This window comes from Paenibacillus sp. JT31N17, assembly GCF_056269255.1.
In genome coordinates this window covers 410,334-426,760 of the sequence record NZ_JBWDNP010000002.1, presented here as the reverse complement: position 1 = coordinate 426,760, position 16,427 = coordinate 410,334, and the positions used below count along the sequence as shown (strand labels likewise).

The 16,427-nt window shown below is 54.4% G+C and carries 13 protein-coding genes; 1 reads left to right on the top strand and 12 read right to left on the bottom strand.

Annotated elements, in window-relative coordinates; genetic code table 11:
- Nucleotides 1-49 precede the first annotated feature (49 nt).
- From AC0YOB_RS09445 to AC0YOB_RS09390, 12 genes are all read right to left on the bottom strand, one after another.
- A complete protein-coding gene (locus tag AC0YOB_RS09445) occupies nt 50-274 on the bottom strand; it encodes a hypothetical protein (protein WP_475769216.1) in 225 nt (74 codons plus the stop codon).
- Nucleotides 275-325: 51 nt separating this feature from the next.
- Nucleotides 326-1,444: an RNA polymerase sigma factor RpoD gene (gene rpoD, locus AC0YOB_RS09440; RefSeq protein WP_210037273.1), complete on the bottom strand. Its 1,119-nt coding sequence runs from the start codon at nt 1,442-1,444 to the stop codon at nt 326-328.
- Between the two features lie 254 nt (nt 1,445-1,698).
- Nucleotides 1,699-2,478, bottom strand: a complete 780-nt coding sequence (locus tag AC0YOB_RS09435) for a response regulator transcription factor (protein WP_475792625.1) — start codon at nt 2,476-2,478, stop codon at nt 1,699-1,701.
- Nucleotides 2,475-4,283: a sensor histidine kinase gene (locus tag AC0YOB_RS09430; protein WP_475792624.1), complete on the bottom strand. Its 1,809-nt coding sequence runs from the start codon at nt 4,281-4,283 to the stop codon at nt 2,475-2,477. The genes AC0YOB_RS09435 and AC0YOB_RS09430 overlap by 4 nt, the downstream gene beginning before the upstream one ends.
- 79 nt (nt 4,284-4,362) lie before the next feature.
- Nucleotides 4,363-5,688 (bottom strand): ABC transporter substrate-binding protein, encoded by a 1,326-nt coding sequence (locus AC0YOB_RS09425; RefSeq protein WP_475792623.1) that lies wholly within the window; start codon nt 5,686-5,688, stop codon nt 4,363-4,365.
- Between the two features lie 253 nt (nt 5,689-5,941).
- Complete coding sequence (locus tag AC0YOB_RS09420; RefSeq protein WP_210037269.1) at nt 5,942-6,919, bottom strand: aldo/keto reductase; 978 nt, start codon at nt 6,917-6,919, stop codon at nt 5,942-5,944.
- A 242-nt stretch (nt 6,920-7,161) separates the two neighbouring features.
- Complete coding sequence (locus AC0YOB_RS09415) at nt 7,162-7,428, bottom strand: hypothetical protein (protein WP_475792622.1); 267 nt, start codon at nt 7,426-7,428, stop codon at nt 7,162-7,164.
- 27 nt (nt 7,429-7,455) lie between these two features.
- A complete protein-coding gene (locus tag AC0YOB_RS09410; protein WP_475792621.1) occupies nt 7,456-10,494 on the bottom strand; it encodes a DEAD/DEAH box helicase in 3,039 nt (1,012 codons plus the stop codon).
- Nucleotides 10,491-12,065 carry an SWIM zinc finger family protein gene (locus tag AC0YOB_RS09405; RefSeq protein WP_475792620.1) on the bottom strand — a complete coding sequence of 525 codons (1,575 nt, stop codon included), beginning with the start codon at nt 12,063-12,065 and terminating at the stop codon, nt 10,491-10,493. The genes AC0YOB_RS09410 and AC0YOB_RS09405 overlap by 4 nt, the downstream gene beginning before the upstream one ends.
- Nucleotides 12,066-12,265: 200 nt before the next feature.
- The gene (locus AC0YOB_RS09400) at nt 12,266-12,739 is read right to left on the bottom strand and encodes a GNAT family N-acetyltransferase (protein WP_475792619.1); all 474 of its coding nucleotides are present in this window, start codon (nt 12,737-12,739) and stop codon (nt 12,266-12,268) included.
- A 38-nt stretch (nt 12,740-12,777) separates the two neighbouring features.
- Nucleotides 12,778-14,523 carry a sensor histidine kinase gene (locus AC0YOB_RS09395; RefSeq protein WP_475792618.1) on the bottom strand — a complete coding sequence of 582 codons (1,746 nt, stop codon included), beginning with the start codon at nt 14,521-14,523 and terminating at the stop codon, nt 12,778-12,780.
- A gap of 29 nt (nt 14,524-14,552) precedes the next feature.
- The gene (locus AC0YOB_RS09390; protein ID WP_475792617.1) at nt 14,553-15,224 is read right to left on the bottom strand and encodes a tetratricopeptide repeat protein; all 672 of its coding nucleotides are present in this window, start codon (nt 15,222-15,224) and stop codon (nt 14,553-14,555) included.
- Nucleotides 15,225-15,392: 168 nt separating this feature from the next.
- On the opposite strand from AC0YOB_RS09390, the gene glsA reads away from it, so the two are divergent.
- Complete coding sequence (gene glsA, locus AC0YOB_RS09385) at nt 15,393-16,328, top strand: glutaminase A (RefSeq protein ID WP_475792616.1); 936 nt, start codon at nt 15,393-15,395, stop codon at nt 16,326-16,328.
- Nucleotides 16,329-16,427 lie beyond the last annotated feature (99 nt).

The following is a 16,427-nucleotide window of genomic DNA, read 5'->3' as shown; positions in this document are numbered from 1 at the left end:
AATGGCCTGGGAACAACTTTTTAGTTCGCAAAACTATAAAATACCCTTCTTACTTCGAGTTATCCCGCCACTCCACCAGGAACTCGCCTTCAAAGGATTCACCTTCATATTTGCTGTGCTCTTCAATAGCATTGCCGCATTCGCAGGAGATCTGGTCAGCGCCGTAATTATCGGTGCCAAACACGATCCGCTCGTTCCGGAATGCACGCTTGCCGGGAGTCACTTTATATTCCTCGCCGCAATTCAGACAACGTATGACAAAACCTGCTTCCATACGATTCCCTCCCTCAGGCTAATGATAAACCAGAAAGCACGCTCCCGTAAGCTAATCCAGAAATTCCTTCAGCCGTTTGCTCCGGCTCGGATGCCTGAGCTTGCGCAGCGCCTTCGCTTCAATCTGACGAATACGCTCGCGGGTCACGCCGAACACTTTGCCTACCTCTTCAAGGGTCCGCGTACGCCCGTCATCGATCCCGAACCGCAGGCGAAGCACGTTTTCCTCGCGCTCCGAGAGCGTGTCGAGCACATCCTTCAGCTGATCCTTCAGCAGTTCAAAGGCAGCGGCATCCGCTGGGGCGGGCGCATCCTGATCCTCAATAAAGTCGCCCAGATTGGAATCATTTTCTTCGCCAATAGGAGTTTCAAGCGATACCGGCTCCTGCGATATTTTCATGATATCGCGGACCTTCTCCGGTGTCAGCTCCATTTCCTTGGCAATTTCCTCGGGGAAAGGCTCACGTCCGAGCTCCTGAAGCAGCTGTCTGGAGATGCGTACATATTTGTTGATCGTCTCCACCATATGAACAGGAATCCGAATCGTTCTGGCCTGATCCGCAATGGAGCGGGTAATGGCCTGTCTAATCCACCAGGTGGCATAAGTGCTGAACTTGAAGCCTTTTGTATAATCGAACTTGTCCACTGCCTTGATCAGACCCATATTGCCTTCCTGGATCAAATCAAGGAACAGCATGCCACGCCCTACATATCTTCGCGCTATACTGACAACAAGACGCAAATTCGCTTCCGCCAGTCTGCGCTTTGCTTCTTCATCTCCAAGGTTGATTCTTTTCGCCAGGTCCACCTCATCAAGCGCCGAGAGCAGCGGAACACGACCGATTTCCTTTAAATACATGCGGACGGAATCATTGATCTTGATGCCGGGAGGCAGTGTCAGGTCATCGCCGTAATTCAGCTCGTCCAGATCCCGGTCGCCCGGCTCCTTCGGCGCATCGTCGATGGCTTCATGCTCCACTTCAATCCCCAGCTCGGACAGCTGTTCAAAAAAATCATCGATATCCTGCGTGTCCTGGTCAAAAGGAGCGAGCTTCTCAATAATCGTCTTGTCGCTGAGCGAAGAGCCCTTCTTGCCTTGCTCGATCAATAGTTCCTTCGTCTGTTCAAGCGTAAGATCCGTATCTGATTGCTTTAGATAATCGTTCTCCATAATCCAGCTCCCTCTCTATGGAAACCATTTTGCGGCCGCTCCGAGCACTTTTTCGCGCTTGACAGAGAATTGATAAAGTGCTATCATAAATCTACATGAGTTTATTATGATACCATAACCGATATTGTATCACAAACGCCTTTTTCAATCAATAATATCCACCAAATTCCTAACAATAAATTTCAAGCCTGACTATCAGCCGACTTCCCTGTGAAGCCGGCTTTTTATTTTATTATGATCCTTCGTCCGTCCCCCTAGCCTCCGGGATGATTCAGGCGGAATTCCGTCGGATTCTCCCCGGTGTATCTCATAAATACCTTCGTAAAATAACGCCGCTCGGCATAACCCACTTCCTTGGCGATTTGGGCAACGCTTTTGGGGGAATGCACAAGCATCGACTTGGCTTTCTCCATACGCTGGCGCGTCACGTATTCAATAAAGGTTTCGCCATAAGTCTGCTTGAACAGCAGGCTGAAATGCGAGCAGGAAAGTCCTGCATGGGTAGCCGCCTCTTCGACACTCAGGTCACGGAACAAATGCAGGTCCATATAGGCGCGGGCCTCAATCATCAATCGCTGCGTCTGCTTCCGCTTATCGGAAGACCCCGCCGCTTCGGAGCCCAGCCCCTGTTCTTCTTCCTTCACCTGCAGCCGTTTGCCGCGCTGTCCGGCCATGACGCGGGCAATAACTTCCGTCAGCTCGTCGTAGGGGATCGGCTTCAGCACATAATCCTTGACCCCGAACTGCATGGCGGTACGGGTATACGCAAAATCCTGATAACCCGACAGCATAATAATATCGCAGTTCATCCCCTGTTCCCTGATATGGCGGATCAGCTCAAGCCCGTCCATAACAGGCATGCGGATATCGCACAGGACGAGATCGACAGGCTCCGCCTGCAGCTGTTTAAGCGCTTCTACTCCGTTCCTCGCCGTGCCGGCAATCTTCAGGCCCAGCGTTTCCCAAGGGATAACCTTCTCCAGATTGCGGGTAATATGGCGCTCGTCATCCACCAGAAGAACTTTTCCGTTCACATCTCATCACCTCTGCTTCGCGGTATCCGGATACGGATAACTGTGCCGTACCCTTCCTGACTGCATATGCGCAGCCCGTATGCCGGGCCGTAATGGATTCGCAGACGGTCGGCTACATTCCGCAGCCCAAGTCCGCGCCGCTCGCCGAGCTCGGCAGCATCGGCCAGACCTGGGTTCTCCTGTTCCTCGCCGCCCAAGCGTCTGAGCGCCGCTTCATTCATGCCGATTCCGTTATCCTTAATCTCGAACTCCACGGCGCCTTCCCTGAGCCTTGCGGCAATCGCAATTAAACCGACCCCTTCAAGTCCTTCAAAACCATGCTGAATGCAGTTTTCCACCAGCGGCTGCAGAGTCAGCTTGAGCACCTCGTAATCCAGCACTTCCTCCTCAACATCCAGGTTATAGGTGAATAACTCCTCGAATCTGTATGTCTGAATTTCCAGATAGCTTCGCACATGCTCAACCTCCTGCCGGACGGCAATAACCTCCGATTGATGCATGCTTGTACGAAGCAGATTGCTGAGTCTGCGGACCATCTGCATAATCTTGGCTCCTTCATTCTGAGCGGCCATTGCGTTGATCGATTCCAGGGTGTTGAACAGAAAATGCGGCTTGATCTGTGCCTGCATCAGCATCATCTCCGCCCGCTGTTTCCTCTCCTGCTCAGTCCGCACCTCACGCAGCAAACGGCTGATCGTCTCCACCATGCTGTTGAAGCTGCGTGCCAGCAGTACCGTTTCATCGCGGCCGGCGGCCGGTACTCGGATATCGAGCATACCCTGCTCCACCAGCCGCATCTTGCGGACAACCCGAATAATTGCCTTGGCTACCCGGCTGACGAAGAAAATATTGAACAGCACCGCCGAGACCAGGCACAGCAGGGTAATGCCGCCGATCCACTGCACGAATCTGATATTCTCGCTGGTCAGGGACTGCCATGATTTCACGGATACCAATACCCAACCATTGCGATCCAGATTGTAAGCCGAGACCAGAGAATCCTCATCGCCAAAGGATGACCGCTGGCTGGCATAACGCTCTGTTCCCTGCAGCTTGAGAGTCGTCTGCGAATCCGCCTGCTTGCCTTCCAGAGCATGAAGGCTGTCCAGCATGACCAGGCCGTCCCGGTTCACAATCAGGTAACGCGTCTTGGTCTGCTCCTCGCTTGGCAGCGCGAAATCCTGAAGCATGCTGTCAATTTCATTGGTTTTGACCTGTGTGATCATAATCCCCCGGTCATTCAAGGTTTCGTAGTCTTTGACCAGCCGCATCTGAGTGAACAAAGAAAGATCACTGCCCGTCAGCTCCTGCTGCTCATATGGACCGATCCAGACAGGAAGGCCGTTCTTCTTCATCACATCCTTGTAGATGGGGTGGCTCTGCAGCAGCTCATAGGAAATCGGGCGGAAATTTGTCGGATCATTGCGCGAGGATTTGAAAATCGAGCCGTCCTTGCCATACAGCAAGATCATGCTGAGTGCCGGATTCTGAAACAAAATCCGCCCAAGCGACTTTTCATATTGCCCGATTGCAATAAGACTGCTGGCATCTCCCCTTGGATCAAGCGAGCTGCGGAGCGCATCCTGCACATAGGAGCTGGTGACGCTTGAATCCGTCAGTTGGTCAAGCTCCTTGAAAAAATATCGGATATTGCCCCCGACTGCCTTCAATGTAATTTCCGTTTGCTCGCTGTATTTCTTCTCCAGGAGACGCTCCGAATTGACGAAGGAGGCAATTCCCAGAGCGACCAGCGGAACAACAATCAATCCGATAAAAGCAAGCAGCAGCTTGGGCCGCAAATTCATCGCAGGCAGGCTCCTTTAATTCCGATTCTATCTGGCGCTTCCATGATTTCCCGGGTAATATTTGACACTTTTCGATAAATCAGGGGTGATTGGCTTTGTCCTGCGCGGTCTGGAGCTGCTGGGCCACGTCTTCCGGACTTTTCACTTGACCGATCAGCTCCTGCAGGCCTACCCCGATATCCGCGCTGACGCCGGGTTGTAAAATCGCGTCGAAGGCTCTCCAGGATGAGCTGGCATTCACCATGGCCTTCAGCACCTCCGAGATCAGCGGGTCTACACCGGACAAATCCGAAAGCTTCATGGAGGGCAGCAGCTTATCTTCGAGCAACGTGCGCTTCTGTACCTCTTCGGTGTAGAAATTTTTGATAAACGCCTTCACCATCTCCTTCTGGCCGCTGCTCAGATTCGCCGAGAACCCGAAGCCGTTGGAGTAGCTGGCATTAATAGAGGTTTGATCCCCCTTGCCGCCTTCGACCGCCGGAAAAGCAAAATAGCCGATGCTGCCGTCCAAATCGCCCGCTTCCGCTCCGGTGAAACGGTTCACATCCCACGTGCCCGTAAATATCATAGCCGCTTCCCCTTTGAGGAATCTGGAGCTTTGCTCTGCGTAGGGAAGCCCCAGCGAGCCGTCGGTGAAATAATCGTTGTTGACAAGCTGCGCATAATCCTCAAAGCCCCGGACAAAATCGGGATCGGTCCACCTGGCTTCACCGGTGAGCAGCTTTTCGAATCCATCAATCCCGACGTTCCGCTCCATGATCGTGTTCCACATCATCCCGGCCGCCCAGGGATCCTTCGCAGCCAGTGCGAACGGGGTCAAGCCTTTTGCTTTTAATGTATCGGCTGTTGCAATCAAATCATTCCATGTCGTTGGGATCGACAAGCCCAGTTCGGCAAAGATTTTCTTGTTATAAAAAATGCCTTCGCTGTAGCCTCCGAAGGGCAGGCCGTAGACCCGGCCATCGACCGTGAATTCATCCAGGCTGGAGAACTTGGAGGCTATACCCAGCTCCATGAGGATCGGAGTCAGATCCAGCATACGGTTGGCTTTTACATAGAGATGAAGATCAGCACCCCCGAACACCTCGAATATGTCCGGTGGATTGCCGACAGCCATTTCCCCCTTCAGCTTCTGATCCCGGTTCACGACCTCGTCGATGCCCTCCAGCTCAAAATGAAGCCCGGGATTCTCCCGTTCGGTCTTGGCGACCACATCCTGAAAGATCCTCAGCCGCACCTTGCTTGTCTCCTTGATTTGCGTATGCCGTAGCGAAAGCTTGATTGTCTGAACCGAGGGATTGGCTTCAACCTGGGCGTTCGATGCTTCCTTGCCAGTGCCGCAGCCTGACAGAACAAGAACGATCAACAAGGCAGCGCCCGCATAAACCGCAAAACCCTTTTTCATTCCGGCACCTCCTCCCCCAGATATGTAATATGGCTGTCGCTCAAGGATCCAGTGGAAATAACAAGAGTCCGTCTGATCCGGAGGTTAAGCACATGTCTTTCCCGGCATATTTTAGCTGAGCAATTTTGAAATCATTGTACAATATATCATGCGGCATAGGTACTCATCTATAAAGTTAACCTTTTGCTTCTCAACACATAAAACGGCCCGCAGGAGGCAACCTCCTGCGGGCCGGGCTCGATTAACTATTCAATTACCAGGCGTAGGCCTTCGGCGCATCGCCGCCAGGTCCCGGGAATATCTCATCGATCCGCTTCAATGCCGATTCATCCAGCTCAAGCTCGACTGCGCGGAGCGTCCGTTCGAACTGCTCCAGCGTGCGCACGCCCGTGATCGGTGCGGCAACTGCCGGATTTGCCAGCAGCCAGGCCAGGGAAACGACATCCTCGCGCTCGCCAAGCTCATCGCAGAAGCCTTTGTAGGCTTCCAGCTGGGGACGGAACTTCTCGAAGCGCTCCATATTGCCGCTTCGGTTTCCACCACCGCCGCGCAACGCGTTGCCCGCCAGCAAGCCGCCATCCAGCGGACTCCATGGAATCACGCCAAGTCCAAGGCTTTTCGATGCCGGAAGCACTTCAAGCTCCGGCAGACGGCACAGCAGATTGTATTTATGCTGCTCGGAGACCAGACCGAGAATCCCTCTCGCCTTGGCTTCGCCTTGAGCAACGGCTATATCCCAACCGGCAAAGTTGCTTGAGCCGACATAGCCGATTTTCCCTTGCGAAACGGCTGTTTCAAAAGCGCCCCACAGCTCTTCCCAGCTGACATTGCGGTCAACATGGTGCATTTGATATAACTCAACATGGTCGGTTTGCAGACGGCGCAGCGAGCCCTCCAGGTGACGGCGGATTTTGTAAGCCGATAATCCCCGTTCATCATTAGGTCCGTCGCTTTTATCGCCCATATTGCCATATACTTTCGTAGCGAGAACGGTATGCTCGCGGCGGCCTCCGCCCTGGCTGAACCATTTCCCGATAATTTCCTCGGTACGGCCCTGATGTCCGCTTCCGCCATACCCGTTGGCAGTGTCAAAAAAATTAATTCCAGCGTCCAGCGCTGCGTCCATTATGCGAAACGATTCCTTCTCGTCTGTCTCCACGCCAAAGTTCATCGTTCCAAGGCAAAGCCGGCTGACCTTTAATCCCGATCGTCCTAAATACGTGTACTTCATAACGAATATCATCTCTCCCTCGCAAATAGATTCATTCTAAATGATAGATGATAACGCTTTAAATAGAAAGTACGCACTTTAAGTTCAGTTGGTTCCCTCGGGTATAGTCGGCGGACTGTTAACGGAAATCACGAGCAGCCTTGTCATTTCGCCGCTGGAAGCGTCCGGAATTAAGAGGCTGCTCGCATTATGATTTGATTTCCAATAACCAAGACAGCCCTTCATACAATAGGCCGAGCCCTCTATGGCTTCGGCCGCATGTCTGCCACGGCCCTGCTGACTGACCGGTAGAAGGATTTCCAGTGCGGCGATGCTTCAGCCGGCCCAATCTGCTCCTCCGTCTCATCCGCTGATTGCGGAGGCTCTTCGCCAGGCTCATCGCCGGCATGGAGCGATCCAGGCGTGCGGCTCCGCCGCTTTTTGGCTTCATCTTCCAGCGATCTCTCCATAGCTGCAGCTTGTTCGTCTCCAGGAAGCTCTTGCTTCCCATTGTCTGGCTGTTCTGCCATGCCTTCCGCGCACCCCGCTTTCAGTGACTAGCCCTTCAATTTATGCTTCCTTAAGGAAAACAGATCGCGCAGCTCGTCGGTGGACAGCTCCGTAATCCAGTTCTCGGATTGCCCCACGACCTGGTCGTTGAGCACCTGCTTGCGCGTAATCATATCGTCTATCCGCTCTTCCAGCGTGCCGAGCGTGACAAATTTATGCACCTGCACATTGCGCGTCTGGCCTATGCGGAATGCGCGGTCGGTCGCCTGATTCTCAACCGCAGGATTCCACCAGCGGTCGAAATGGAAGACATGATTGGCAGCGGTCAGATTAAGTCCGATCCCTCCCGCCTTCAGCGACAATACGAATGCGCAGCCCGGGGTCTTCTCATCCTGGAAGTCGGCGATCATCGCATCGCGTCCGGCCTTGGGCACGCCCCCATAAAGATAAGGAGTCGGCACACCCAGCCGCTCTTCAAGCAGCCGCTTCAGCATAGCCCCCATCTCCACATACTGCGTGAATATGAGGCAGCGCTCCCCTTCGGCGGCGATTTCCTCCGTCATTTCAAGCAGCCGTAGCACCTTGTTGGACCGTTCCGGATCCCACGCCGCGGGGGACAATGCCCCGTCCTCCTTGATGAGCAGATTGGGATGATCGCAAACCTGCTTCAGACGGGTCAGCGTTGAGAGAATAAGCCCGCGCCGCTGCATGGCGCCAAGGGATTCCAGCTTGCCGAGCAGCTCGGATACGATATTCTCATACAATGCGCCCTGCTCCACAGTCAGCTGCAGATAGGTTTGCATCTCGTTCTTCTCAGGCAGCGCCAGCTGTATGGCGGGGTCCTTCTTGACCCGGCGGAGCATGAAAGGATTGACCCAGCGCTGCAGCTCGGCGATAAGCGCAGGATCCCGCTCCCGTTCAATGGGCAGCACGACGGCCCTGCGGAATTCTCCCAGACTGCCCAGATAACCGGGATTGGTAAAATCATAGATCGACCAGAGCTCCGTCAGCCTGTTTTCCATCGGCGTGCCTGTCAGCGCAATGCGGTGGTTCGCACGCAGCCCCCGGATCGCGGTGGATTGCTTGGTGTAATAATTTTTAATATTTTGCGCCTCGTCCAGACAGATTACATCCCAATTGACCGCACCCAGATCATCTTCGTCTATGGGCGCCAGCGCATAGGAGCTGATAACCAGATCGGAATCGGCCGCAGCAGCAGCGAATTCTTCGCCTCTTAACCGTCTTGGCCCGTAATGAACATGCAGGCGAAGCGAGGGAGCGAACCGTTCCAGCTCCTTCTCCCAGTTGCCGATAACGGAGGTCGGACAGATCAGAAGCGAGGGGCCAAGCCCCTCATGCTCCATTACATGCTGCAGATATGCGGTGAACTGAATCGTTTTGCCAAGTCCCATATCATCCGCCAGACAGCCGCCGATTCCGAATTTCCGCAGGAAAGCTAGCCAGGAAACCCCCTGAAGCTGGTAATGCCGCAGCTCGCCATGGAAAGCGGCAGGCTTCTCCACCAGGGGAAGCTCTGACGATTCGCTCAGCTTGCCGATCCATGCCGCCAAATGCTCATTCAGCTCAACCTCTGCCTCCAGCGCATCCTCATCCTCACGCTGCGGCTCAAGCTCCGTCCCGCCGCGCAAATGCATTTCCAGCACATCGCGCATTGTGAAATCGGTTCTGCCCCCGCTTTTGCGCAGCCATTTGCGCAGCCGCTCCACGTCATCCGGATCCAGATGGACCCATTCCCCGCCAATGCGCATCAACCGCCTGTTATCCTGGGCAAGCTGCATGAATTCCGCTTCGCTCATATCGACATTGCCGACCGCAAGCTTCCAGTCAAAATCAACAATCTGCTGCAGTCCGAACATCGACTGCTCCGAAGAACCGACCGAGGATTTCACCTTCGCCTTCAGCCGCAGCTTGCGGCTGCGCACTGCTTCCCACCAGCCGGGAAGCAGCACGGAGCAGCCTATTGCCAGCAGCTTGACGCTGGCCTGTTCCAGAAACAGCCAGGCTTCATTGTCGCTAAGCTCCGTCTTGATGAACCCTTCGACAGTGTCCTCATCCCGGGCAGAAGCCGTTTCGGCAACCTTACCGGGAGAAACAGCCTCACCTTCTCCAGCCGGAGAAGCAGATTCCAGCCATTCCGGCAGCGCTGCCGCCCACTTCGCCTCTTCCTTGCGCAGCCGCTGCTCCATGTACATCCGCCACTCTGACGGGGCTTCGTCCGGAAGGGCAAACCGCAGGGGCTGCCGGTCGAAGCTGCCCGAGCCCTCCGCAGCCTGCGCCTCATGACTGCTTCCCTGCTGCTGCTCTTCCGGCATGATTCGCTCCAGCGTCATCCAGCTGCTGCCTTCAGAGCGGCCCTGTACGGCAGGACGAAGCCTCCAGCCCGCCGTGTCATCCGGCTCAAGCAGCTGAAGCGCCGTTCGAAACGGCATATTGTCCTGCTTCAATCCGATGGAGACAAGCCAATCTTCCTCATCGGCCGCTTTCATGACGAGCGCGCTTTCCCCGGCTTCTGCAGCGGTCTCCTTCCAGCTGGAAGCCACATCCGCATGGCTTCCGATCAGCTCTTCCACAATCTGGCTCAGCCAGCGCCGGTCAGTGCCATAATCCCCTTGTGCCTCCAGCTGCTGACGGAGCTCTGCCAGCCGTCCAGCTGCCGCTTCCGCTGAAGCCGGCAGCTCCAGCCTCCACGCTCTGAGCTCAGTCGTCCAGCGCGACCAGTCCGGTCCGTACCAGCCTTCCAACAGTGCCTGGCGCAGAAGCCCGGCAAGGTCCATCAGCGTCCTGGCTCTTGATGTCCACTCCACCCGCAGCAGCCTTACAGGCTCAGGCGAGGACAGATAATCCATCGCAATCAGCGGCGTGAGCGGCAGCTGCGTCTGTTTTGAACGTTCGTCGATGCGCTCATCAATATCCGCGCCGTACCAGGATGCTTCATGCCAGGCAAAAAGCAGATGGCGCAGCCGCAATGTTATTCCCGCAGCATGGCCCGCAGCAAGCGTTATTCCTTCGCCGTCCTTCCAAAACCCGTCCACTTTAATCGTTTCCGCGCCCGTGTAGCCTCTCATGTGATGATTTTTCCCCTCCAGAGCTCTTCCTGCAGTGCACGGAGCCGTTGATGCTTGTGAACAATTCCGTTGACATACCGGCTCCACATTTCCTGCTTCTTCTCGGATTTGTAGAGCCGCTCGAGCTTCTTCATCATTTTGACAGCCTGTTTATAGCCCTGCCTGTTGCGGGCACGTATGGAAGTATCGATAGACTGATGGTATAGAGGAATAAGCGCGCCGGGCGCCGCCTTGGCAATCTCGCGCATGACCTGCACATCAATCTCATCCGGCTCAATGCCCAGAAGAAGCTGCAAATCCGCCCAATCCGTAAACTGCTGCTTCTCCAGCCAATGGTCTGTCAGTGCAGAATAGGAATAAGGCAGAAATGCGATCAGATACTGCTGCCAGACCGGATTGCCCGGCTCATTGATGTCAGCCACGCGGCACATGGTCAGAAAGGGGCCAAAGGCTCTGGATTTGCGCTCGATCTGCAGCCCTTTGTTCAAATAACCCAGCCACGCCTCAAGCTTCAGCCAATCATGGTCTTCCAGACGCTGCAGCGCGCAGTCGCATGCGAGCAGCGCCGTCCGGTTGAATGCGGTATCTTCCAGCAGCGAGATAGCCTGCTCGTCACGGTCCTCTGCAAAAGCCAGAAAAGCCAGCGCCATGGGATAAAAGGTGCCCTGGCGTCCATCGCCGCCGGCCCGTCCGCCGTCAAGCCACTGCTGTTCCCTGCTTCTCCATTCGGGAAAAGCCACCAGCTTCGCCCATAAGGAAAAATAAAGCATTTCCCACCGGTGCAGCTGCTGCTCGCGGTCCATGTCACGCTTGTGAAAGATACCGAGCAGGCTCTGCAGGGCAGCCTGCTCCTCTTCCGTCATAGCTCCGGGCTCAAGCTCCCCCGCCAGTTCGTGATAGTGATTCACCCAAGGCTCGGTCATACGGGCGAATGCCATCTCATAGTAATAGCGGTTATAGCTGTCCGTTGCCGAGTAAGCTTTCTCCGCCAGTTCAATGACAAATACGATCGCATGCATCCAGTGAAGACGGCGAAGCCCTTCCTCCCATGTCTTGGACAATCCCTTCAGGGAGGACAGCACAGCCTGCAGCGGATGAAGCGAATGCCGGCACTGCCGCCATACATCCCCGTGCAGGCGCTCCATCTGCCCTAACCATTCCTCCGGCCGTACAGCAGTTGCATCTGCCGGTTTTTGAGTATTTTCTGTCTTGGAAGGATCAACAGACACCAGTTCTCCTCCGTATAGCAGCCGGTTATGAGCCCCTTCGGCGCTCTCTCCGGCAAATTCGCAATAAGCGTAATAAACGGCAGCCATATGTTGACAGTACCCCTTGTAGGAACAGGTACAGGTACTAAAGCTAATGTCGTCGGCGTCCAGGGTAACGGCATAAATATCCGTGTCGCGCACAGCTCCATATATCGCCGAGCCGTCCATGACCTGAACGTTGAGCACCTTTTCACGGCGGTAGAAATCCCAGCCCTTCTCCAGATTGGGAACAGGCATGACGTCGGCAAGCTTTGATTCAAACGCATGCAGCCTTTGCTCGTCAAGCTGAAAAAATCCGCTCATTCCGCGTCCCTCCGTTCGCTTTTTACGCATCCACTCATTATACCACATCCAAACAAGAAACGACTGACGCCAACCTCTTGCGGCCAAGCATGTTTTCTGCACGAATGCTCGTCCGTTTGACAAAAAAGCCCTTTACACGAACGGAACCGTCCGGGTAAAGAGCCAATAATGCTTATGAGTTCCGTTCTATCCAGCGGGTATTAACTTCTGAGCATGCCTTTATAAATTCCCGGCACCGAGCCTTCGATGACGGTTGCGCCAACTACTTTCGCATAGAACTCGACCGGACCCGCTCCTCCGATAACGCCGTATCCGTAGCCCGCTTCGCGCATGCCCCGCAGCGTTTCGAGAAACAGCTGCTTGCCGATGCCAAGACCGCGCATCTGCTCATCCACGCCGGTAGGACCAAAAAAACCCTTGCAGGTGGCATCATAACAAGCGAAGCCTAGCAACTGCCCGTCCTTGACGGCAATATAGCAGCTCACCGGCGCCTGTGATATCGCCACCATGCACTCACTTCTCCATGACTTGCTGAAATGCTTCTCGACCCATTCCGCGATGGTCAGCAGCTCTGGCGCAAGCGCCCTCCTTATGGTAACGCCCGTACGCTCCGTATACTCGGCGGGTGATTCCCCTTCAGGCAATTCATACAGCTTAACCAGCATATCCGGCATTTTTGCTGCCTCCTTAAGTTTTATATAAATTGTGTAAATCAATAGGGAATTCTGATGATGAACGTTACGATGTCCGGCTCATCGAAGGAAATGCGGACATGACCGCTGTATTGCTCTGCAATCGACTTCACAATTGCCAGACCAAGACCGGAATGGCCCGCGCCTTTATTGCTGTAGCCGGGCTGGAACAAGGGTTTAGCCTGCAGGCTTCCGGCATCGCGGCACGGGTTGCTGACGGCAAACTCCATACAGCCTTCCTTCTCATACATCATGATCCTGACGAGCCGCTGATCCTCGGGGTAACGGCCTGCCTCATCAAAGGCGTTGTCGATTAAATTACCAAGCATTCTTGTCAAATCCAGCGATTTTAAGCCGAGCGGAAGCTTGCTGATGTCGCTGAAACCGGTCTCCAGACGAATTTTGAGCGGCTCCGCCTGCGATATTTTGGATCGGATCAGCGCGGCTATGGCCGGATTGCCGATATTTAGAATATCATTCATTTCATGTATTTCGCCAGTCAAATCAGCCGCATAGCTTCTGAGATCATCAATCCGGTTCAACTGGGCCAGCGATTGGATCATTTGAACATGATTCATAAAATCATGCCGCTGCGCCCGGATTGAATGAAACAGCTGATTAATATCCTCCACGTACGTTTCCTGGGTTTGGCGGACGAGCCTGTCCTGCGATTTGCGGTATCCGGATACCGTCAGATAGACAATGATCAGGCTAAGCAGCGTCACCGTTAACACTATTAGCCCAATATTGAAAAATTGCTTGTCCAGCGAATCCTGAATGGGCTGATAATCGGCAACAAGCGCCAGCACATAACGGTTGATCGGCAGGCCGTTCTCATCCAGCATGCTGGCCACCTTATCAATATCGACCGGAATGAACGCTTTAATAACATGTTTGTCATTAATGATGCCATTGACCCATACCGTTTGGCTGGATTCATTGGCCTGATTGACATTAAGCTGGTCCCCGCTGTGCCGGAAGGCATACGAACCGTTAATAATGGGATTCTGCGTCATATGCTTGAGCGTATCCCCGTTATTGGTCACCGTTGTAACTTCCCCGGATGAGAAGGTCTGCGGGTTGATAACCGCTATTTCAAGCAGGGAGCCGCTCCCCCTGAGCGTGCGGGCGATAAGCTGATTGACTCCCGTAGCTTCATCATAAGCACGCTGCCTGCTCTCGTAGCTGATAAAGGGATCAATGATATAGTTGGTCCCCCCGTCGTAGTAATAGCCCCATTTATTAATATTGCTCGTGTCGGTCGTGGAAAACTCAAAAGGGCCTGTCCAGAAATTTGTCAGGGATTGCCCCCACGGCACGGTAACCTGCTTGTAATCAAATAATTGATTGAACGCCTCATACCATGGCTTCCAGGTATTCGTTTTGTAGCCGATCTGATTGGGATTGGAGGACCTGGACAGCACGATGTTGTCCCGGGTACGCTCAAGCAGTGTAATATCAGCCATATCCAGCCTTTTTTTGAGCTCGACGAGCTGGGCATTGGTTACTTTGTCAATATCCGGATTCAAAGCAAACTGGGTGGCGATTGAGGCAGCGCGGAGCTCGCGCCCGATCTGCTCCTGGTACTTCTCCGCTCCCGTGCGCGAGAGCTCGATGGACAGTTGAATCTGCCGGGCAACTTCGTTCAGCTCATGGCGCAGGCGATCTTCCAGGGTGTTTTTGCTGGTAAAATAATAAATCGTGTTGTTGATGCCAAGAAGAACAGCAATTAGGAGGATCGCCAATAACCAGATGTTTCGACGCATTTATCTGACTCCCCGATTTTCCAGTACGGTTATTTGATTTTCTTGAAGGAGGCACGCAGCACCCATTTGCGCTCCTGACGCTTCTTGTAGCGCGGCAGCATGCGATAGATCGTCTTGCATTCCTGCAGCGCTTTGGCTGCCTCTTCCTTGCGGCCCAGATCGTCGTAAAGCAGCGCCAAACGATAATACGCTTCGCAGGAGGAGGATTGGATCGCGCGGAACGACTCCAGATGACGGATCGCCGCTTCCGGATTGGCTCTGGCATGCAGAGCGGCAAGCGTCAGGTAAGGCGTACCGTACTTCACCCTCGGATTGATCGACAAGGCATTGCCGATCGCCGCCTCCGCTGCCTCCGGTTCGGAAAGATGGGCCAGACATGTACCCAGATCGTCCCAGAACTCCGCTGAATTCTCCAACGCATCCTGCAGCGGCATCAGCCACTCCTTGGCTTCCTTATACTGTTTCCTTTCAATTAACAGCCTGGCCAGCTCATGCTTGGCAGGCACATCATTGGGATTCATATTTACCTGCTGACGCAGCCGCCTGATGGCTCCGCGCCGCTTCAGCGGTTTCACAAAGCTGGGAAAAAGGCCGACATACCGGCGGTCCAGGGCATATAGGATAATGAGCAGCACAAGAAGAGCGAGAAACGGGTTGCCGAGCAGCCGCCACAGAAATATAAAGCCTAATATTTTGAACATAGCTCCTCCTGCTAAAAATAGGTTCGAAATTCTTCCATCATTGTACACTAATGTTTATGCAGGAGGTAGCACAAATTTCCCGTTTCTTCAAGCTCTTGGCTTGCTTCTTGCTCGCCGCGGGACTTAAACTGGAGTGGAAAACGATAAGCAGAGGGGAAAGTGAAGGCAATGATGGAACAGCTGCGTCTACAGCTTCCGGACTGGATTGAAGCAAGCCGCATCTATGCGGAAAAGGGACAAGTAGCCCATTATATTCCCGAGCTGGCGAAGGCTCCGGGGGACGCGCTCGGCATTGTTGCCATGGGGCCTGATGGGGAAACGGCGACGGCTGGCGACGCGGACCTTCCCTTTACCATGCAGAGCATCTCGAAGGTATTTACTCTTCTTCTCGCTTTCATGGACAATGGCGAGGAAGGCGTGTTTGCCAAGGTTGGCATGGAGCCGACCGGCGATGACTTCAACTCTATGCTGAAGCTTGAGCTGGTAGAACCGGGAAAGCCCTTCAACCCCTTGATCAATGCAGGCGCTATCGCCGTGACCTCGCTTATCCATGGGGCTACGCCGGAAGCCAGGACAGGGCGTATCATGCAGTTTCTGCGCGAGGCGGCCGGAGGCGCCGAGCTTGCATATAATGAGGCAGTGTACCGTTCGGAGTCCGCCTCGGCACACCGCAACCGTTCGCTGGCCTACTTCCTGAAGGATAACGAGGTGCTCGACGCGGCGACCGATGTCGAGGAGGTGCTTGATGTTTACTTCAAGCACTGCGCTGTTGAAATCACGTGCGCCCAGCTTGCGCGGATGGCGCTTCTGCTCGCCTGCGGAGGAACAGATCCGCTGACAGGCATCCAGCTGGTCCCCCGCCGTTACGTGCAAGTTGCCAAGACATTCATGATTACCTGCGGGATGTACAACGCCTCCGGCGAATTCGCCATCCGTGCGGGAATTCCCGCCAAAAGCGGCGTGTCCGGGGGCATCCTCGCCCTTGTCCCCGGCAAGCTCGGCATCGGGATTATTGGACCTGCCCTGGGCGGAAAGGGGAACAGCACAGGCGGCGTTCATTTGCTGGAGACGATGTCGGAGACCTTCGATTGGTCGATATTTTAAGCGCAAACACCCGGATTCCTGAAATGCTCAGGCGGTCCGGGTGTTCTTTGTTTCTTTTGCTTAAGCGTCCAGACAGAGGCGGCCGGTTATCTGCTTGCG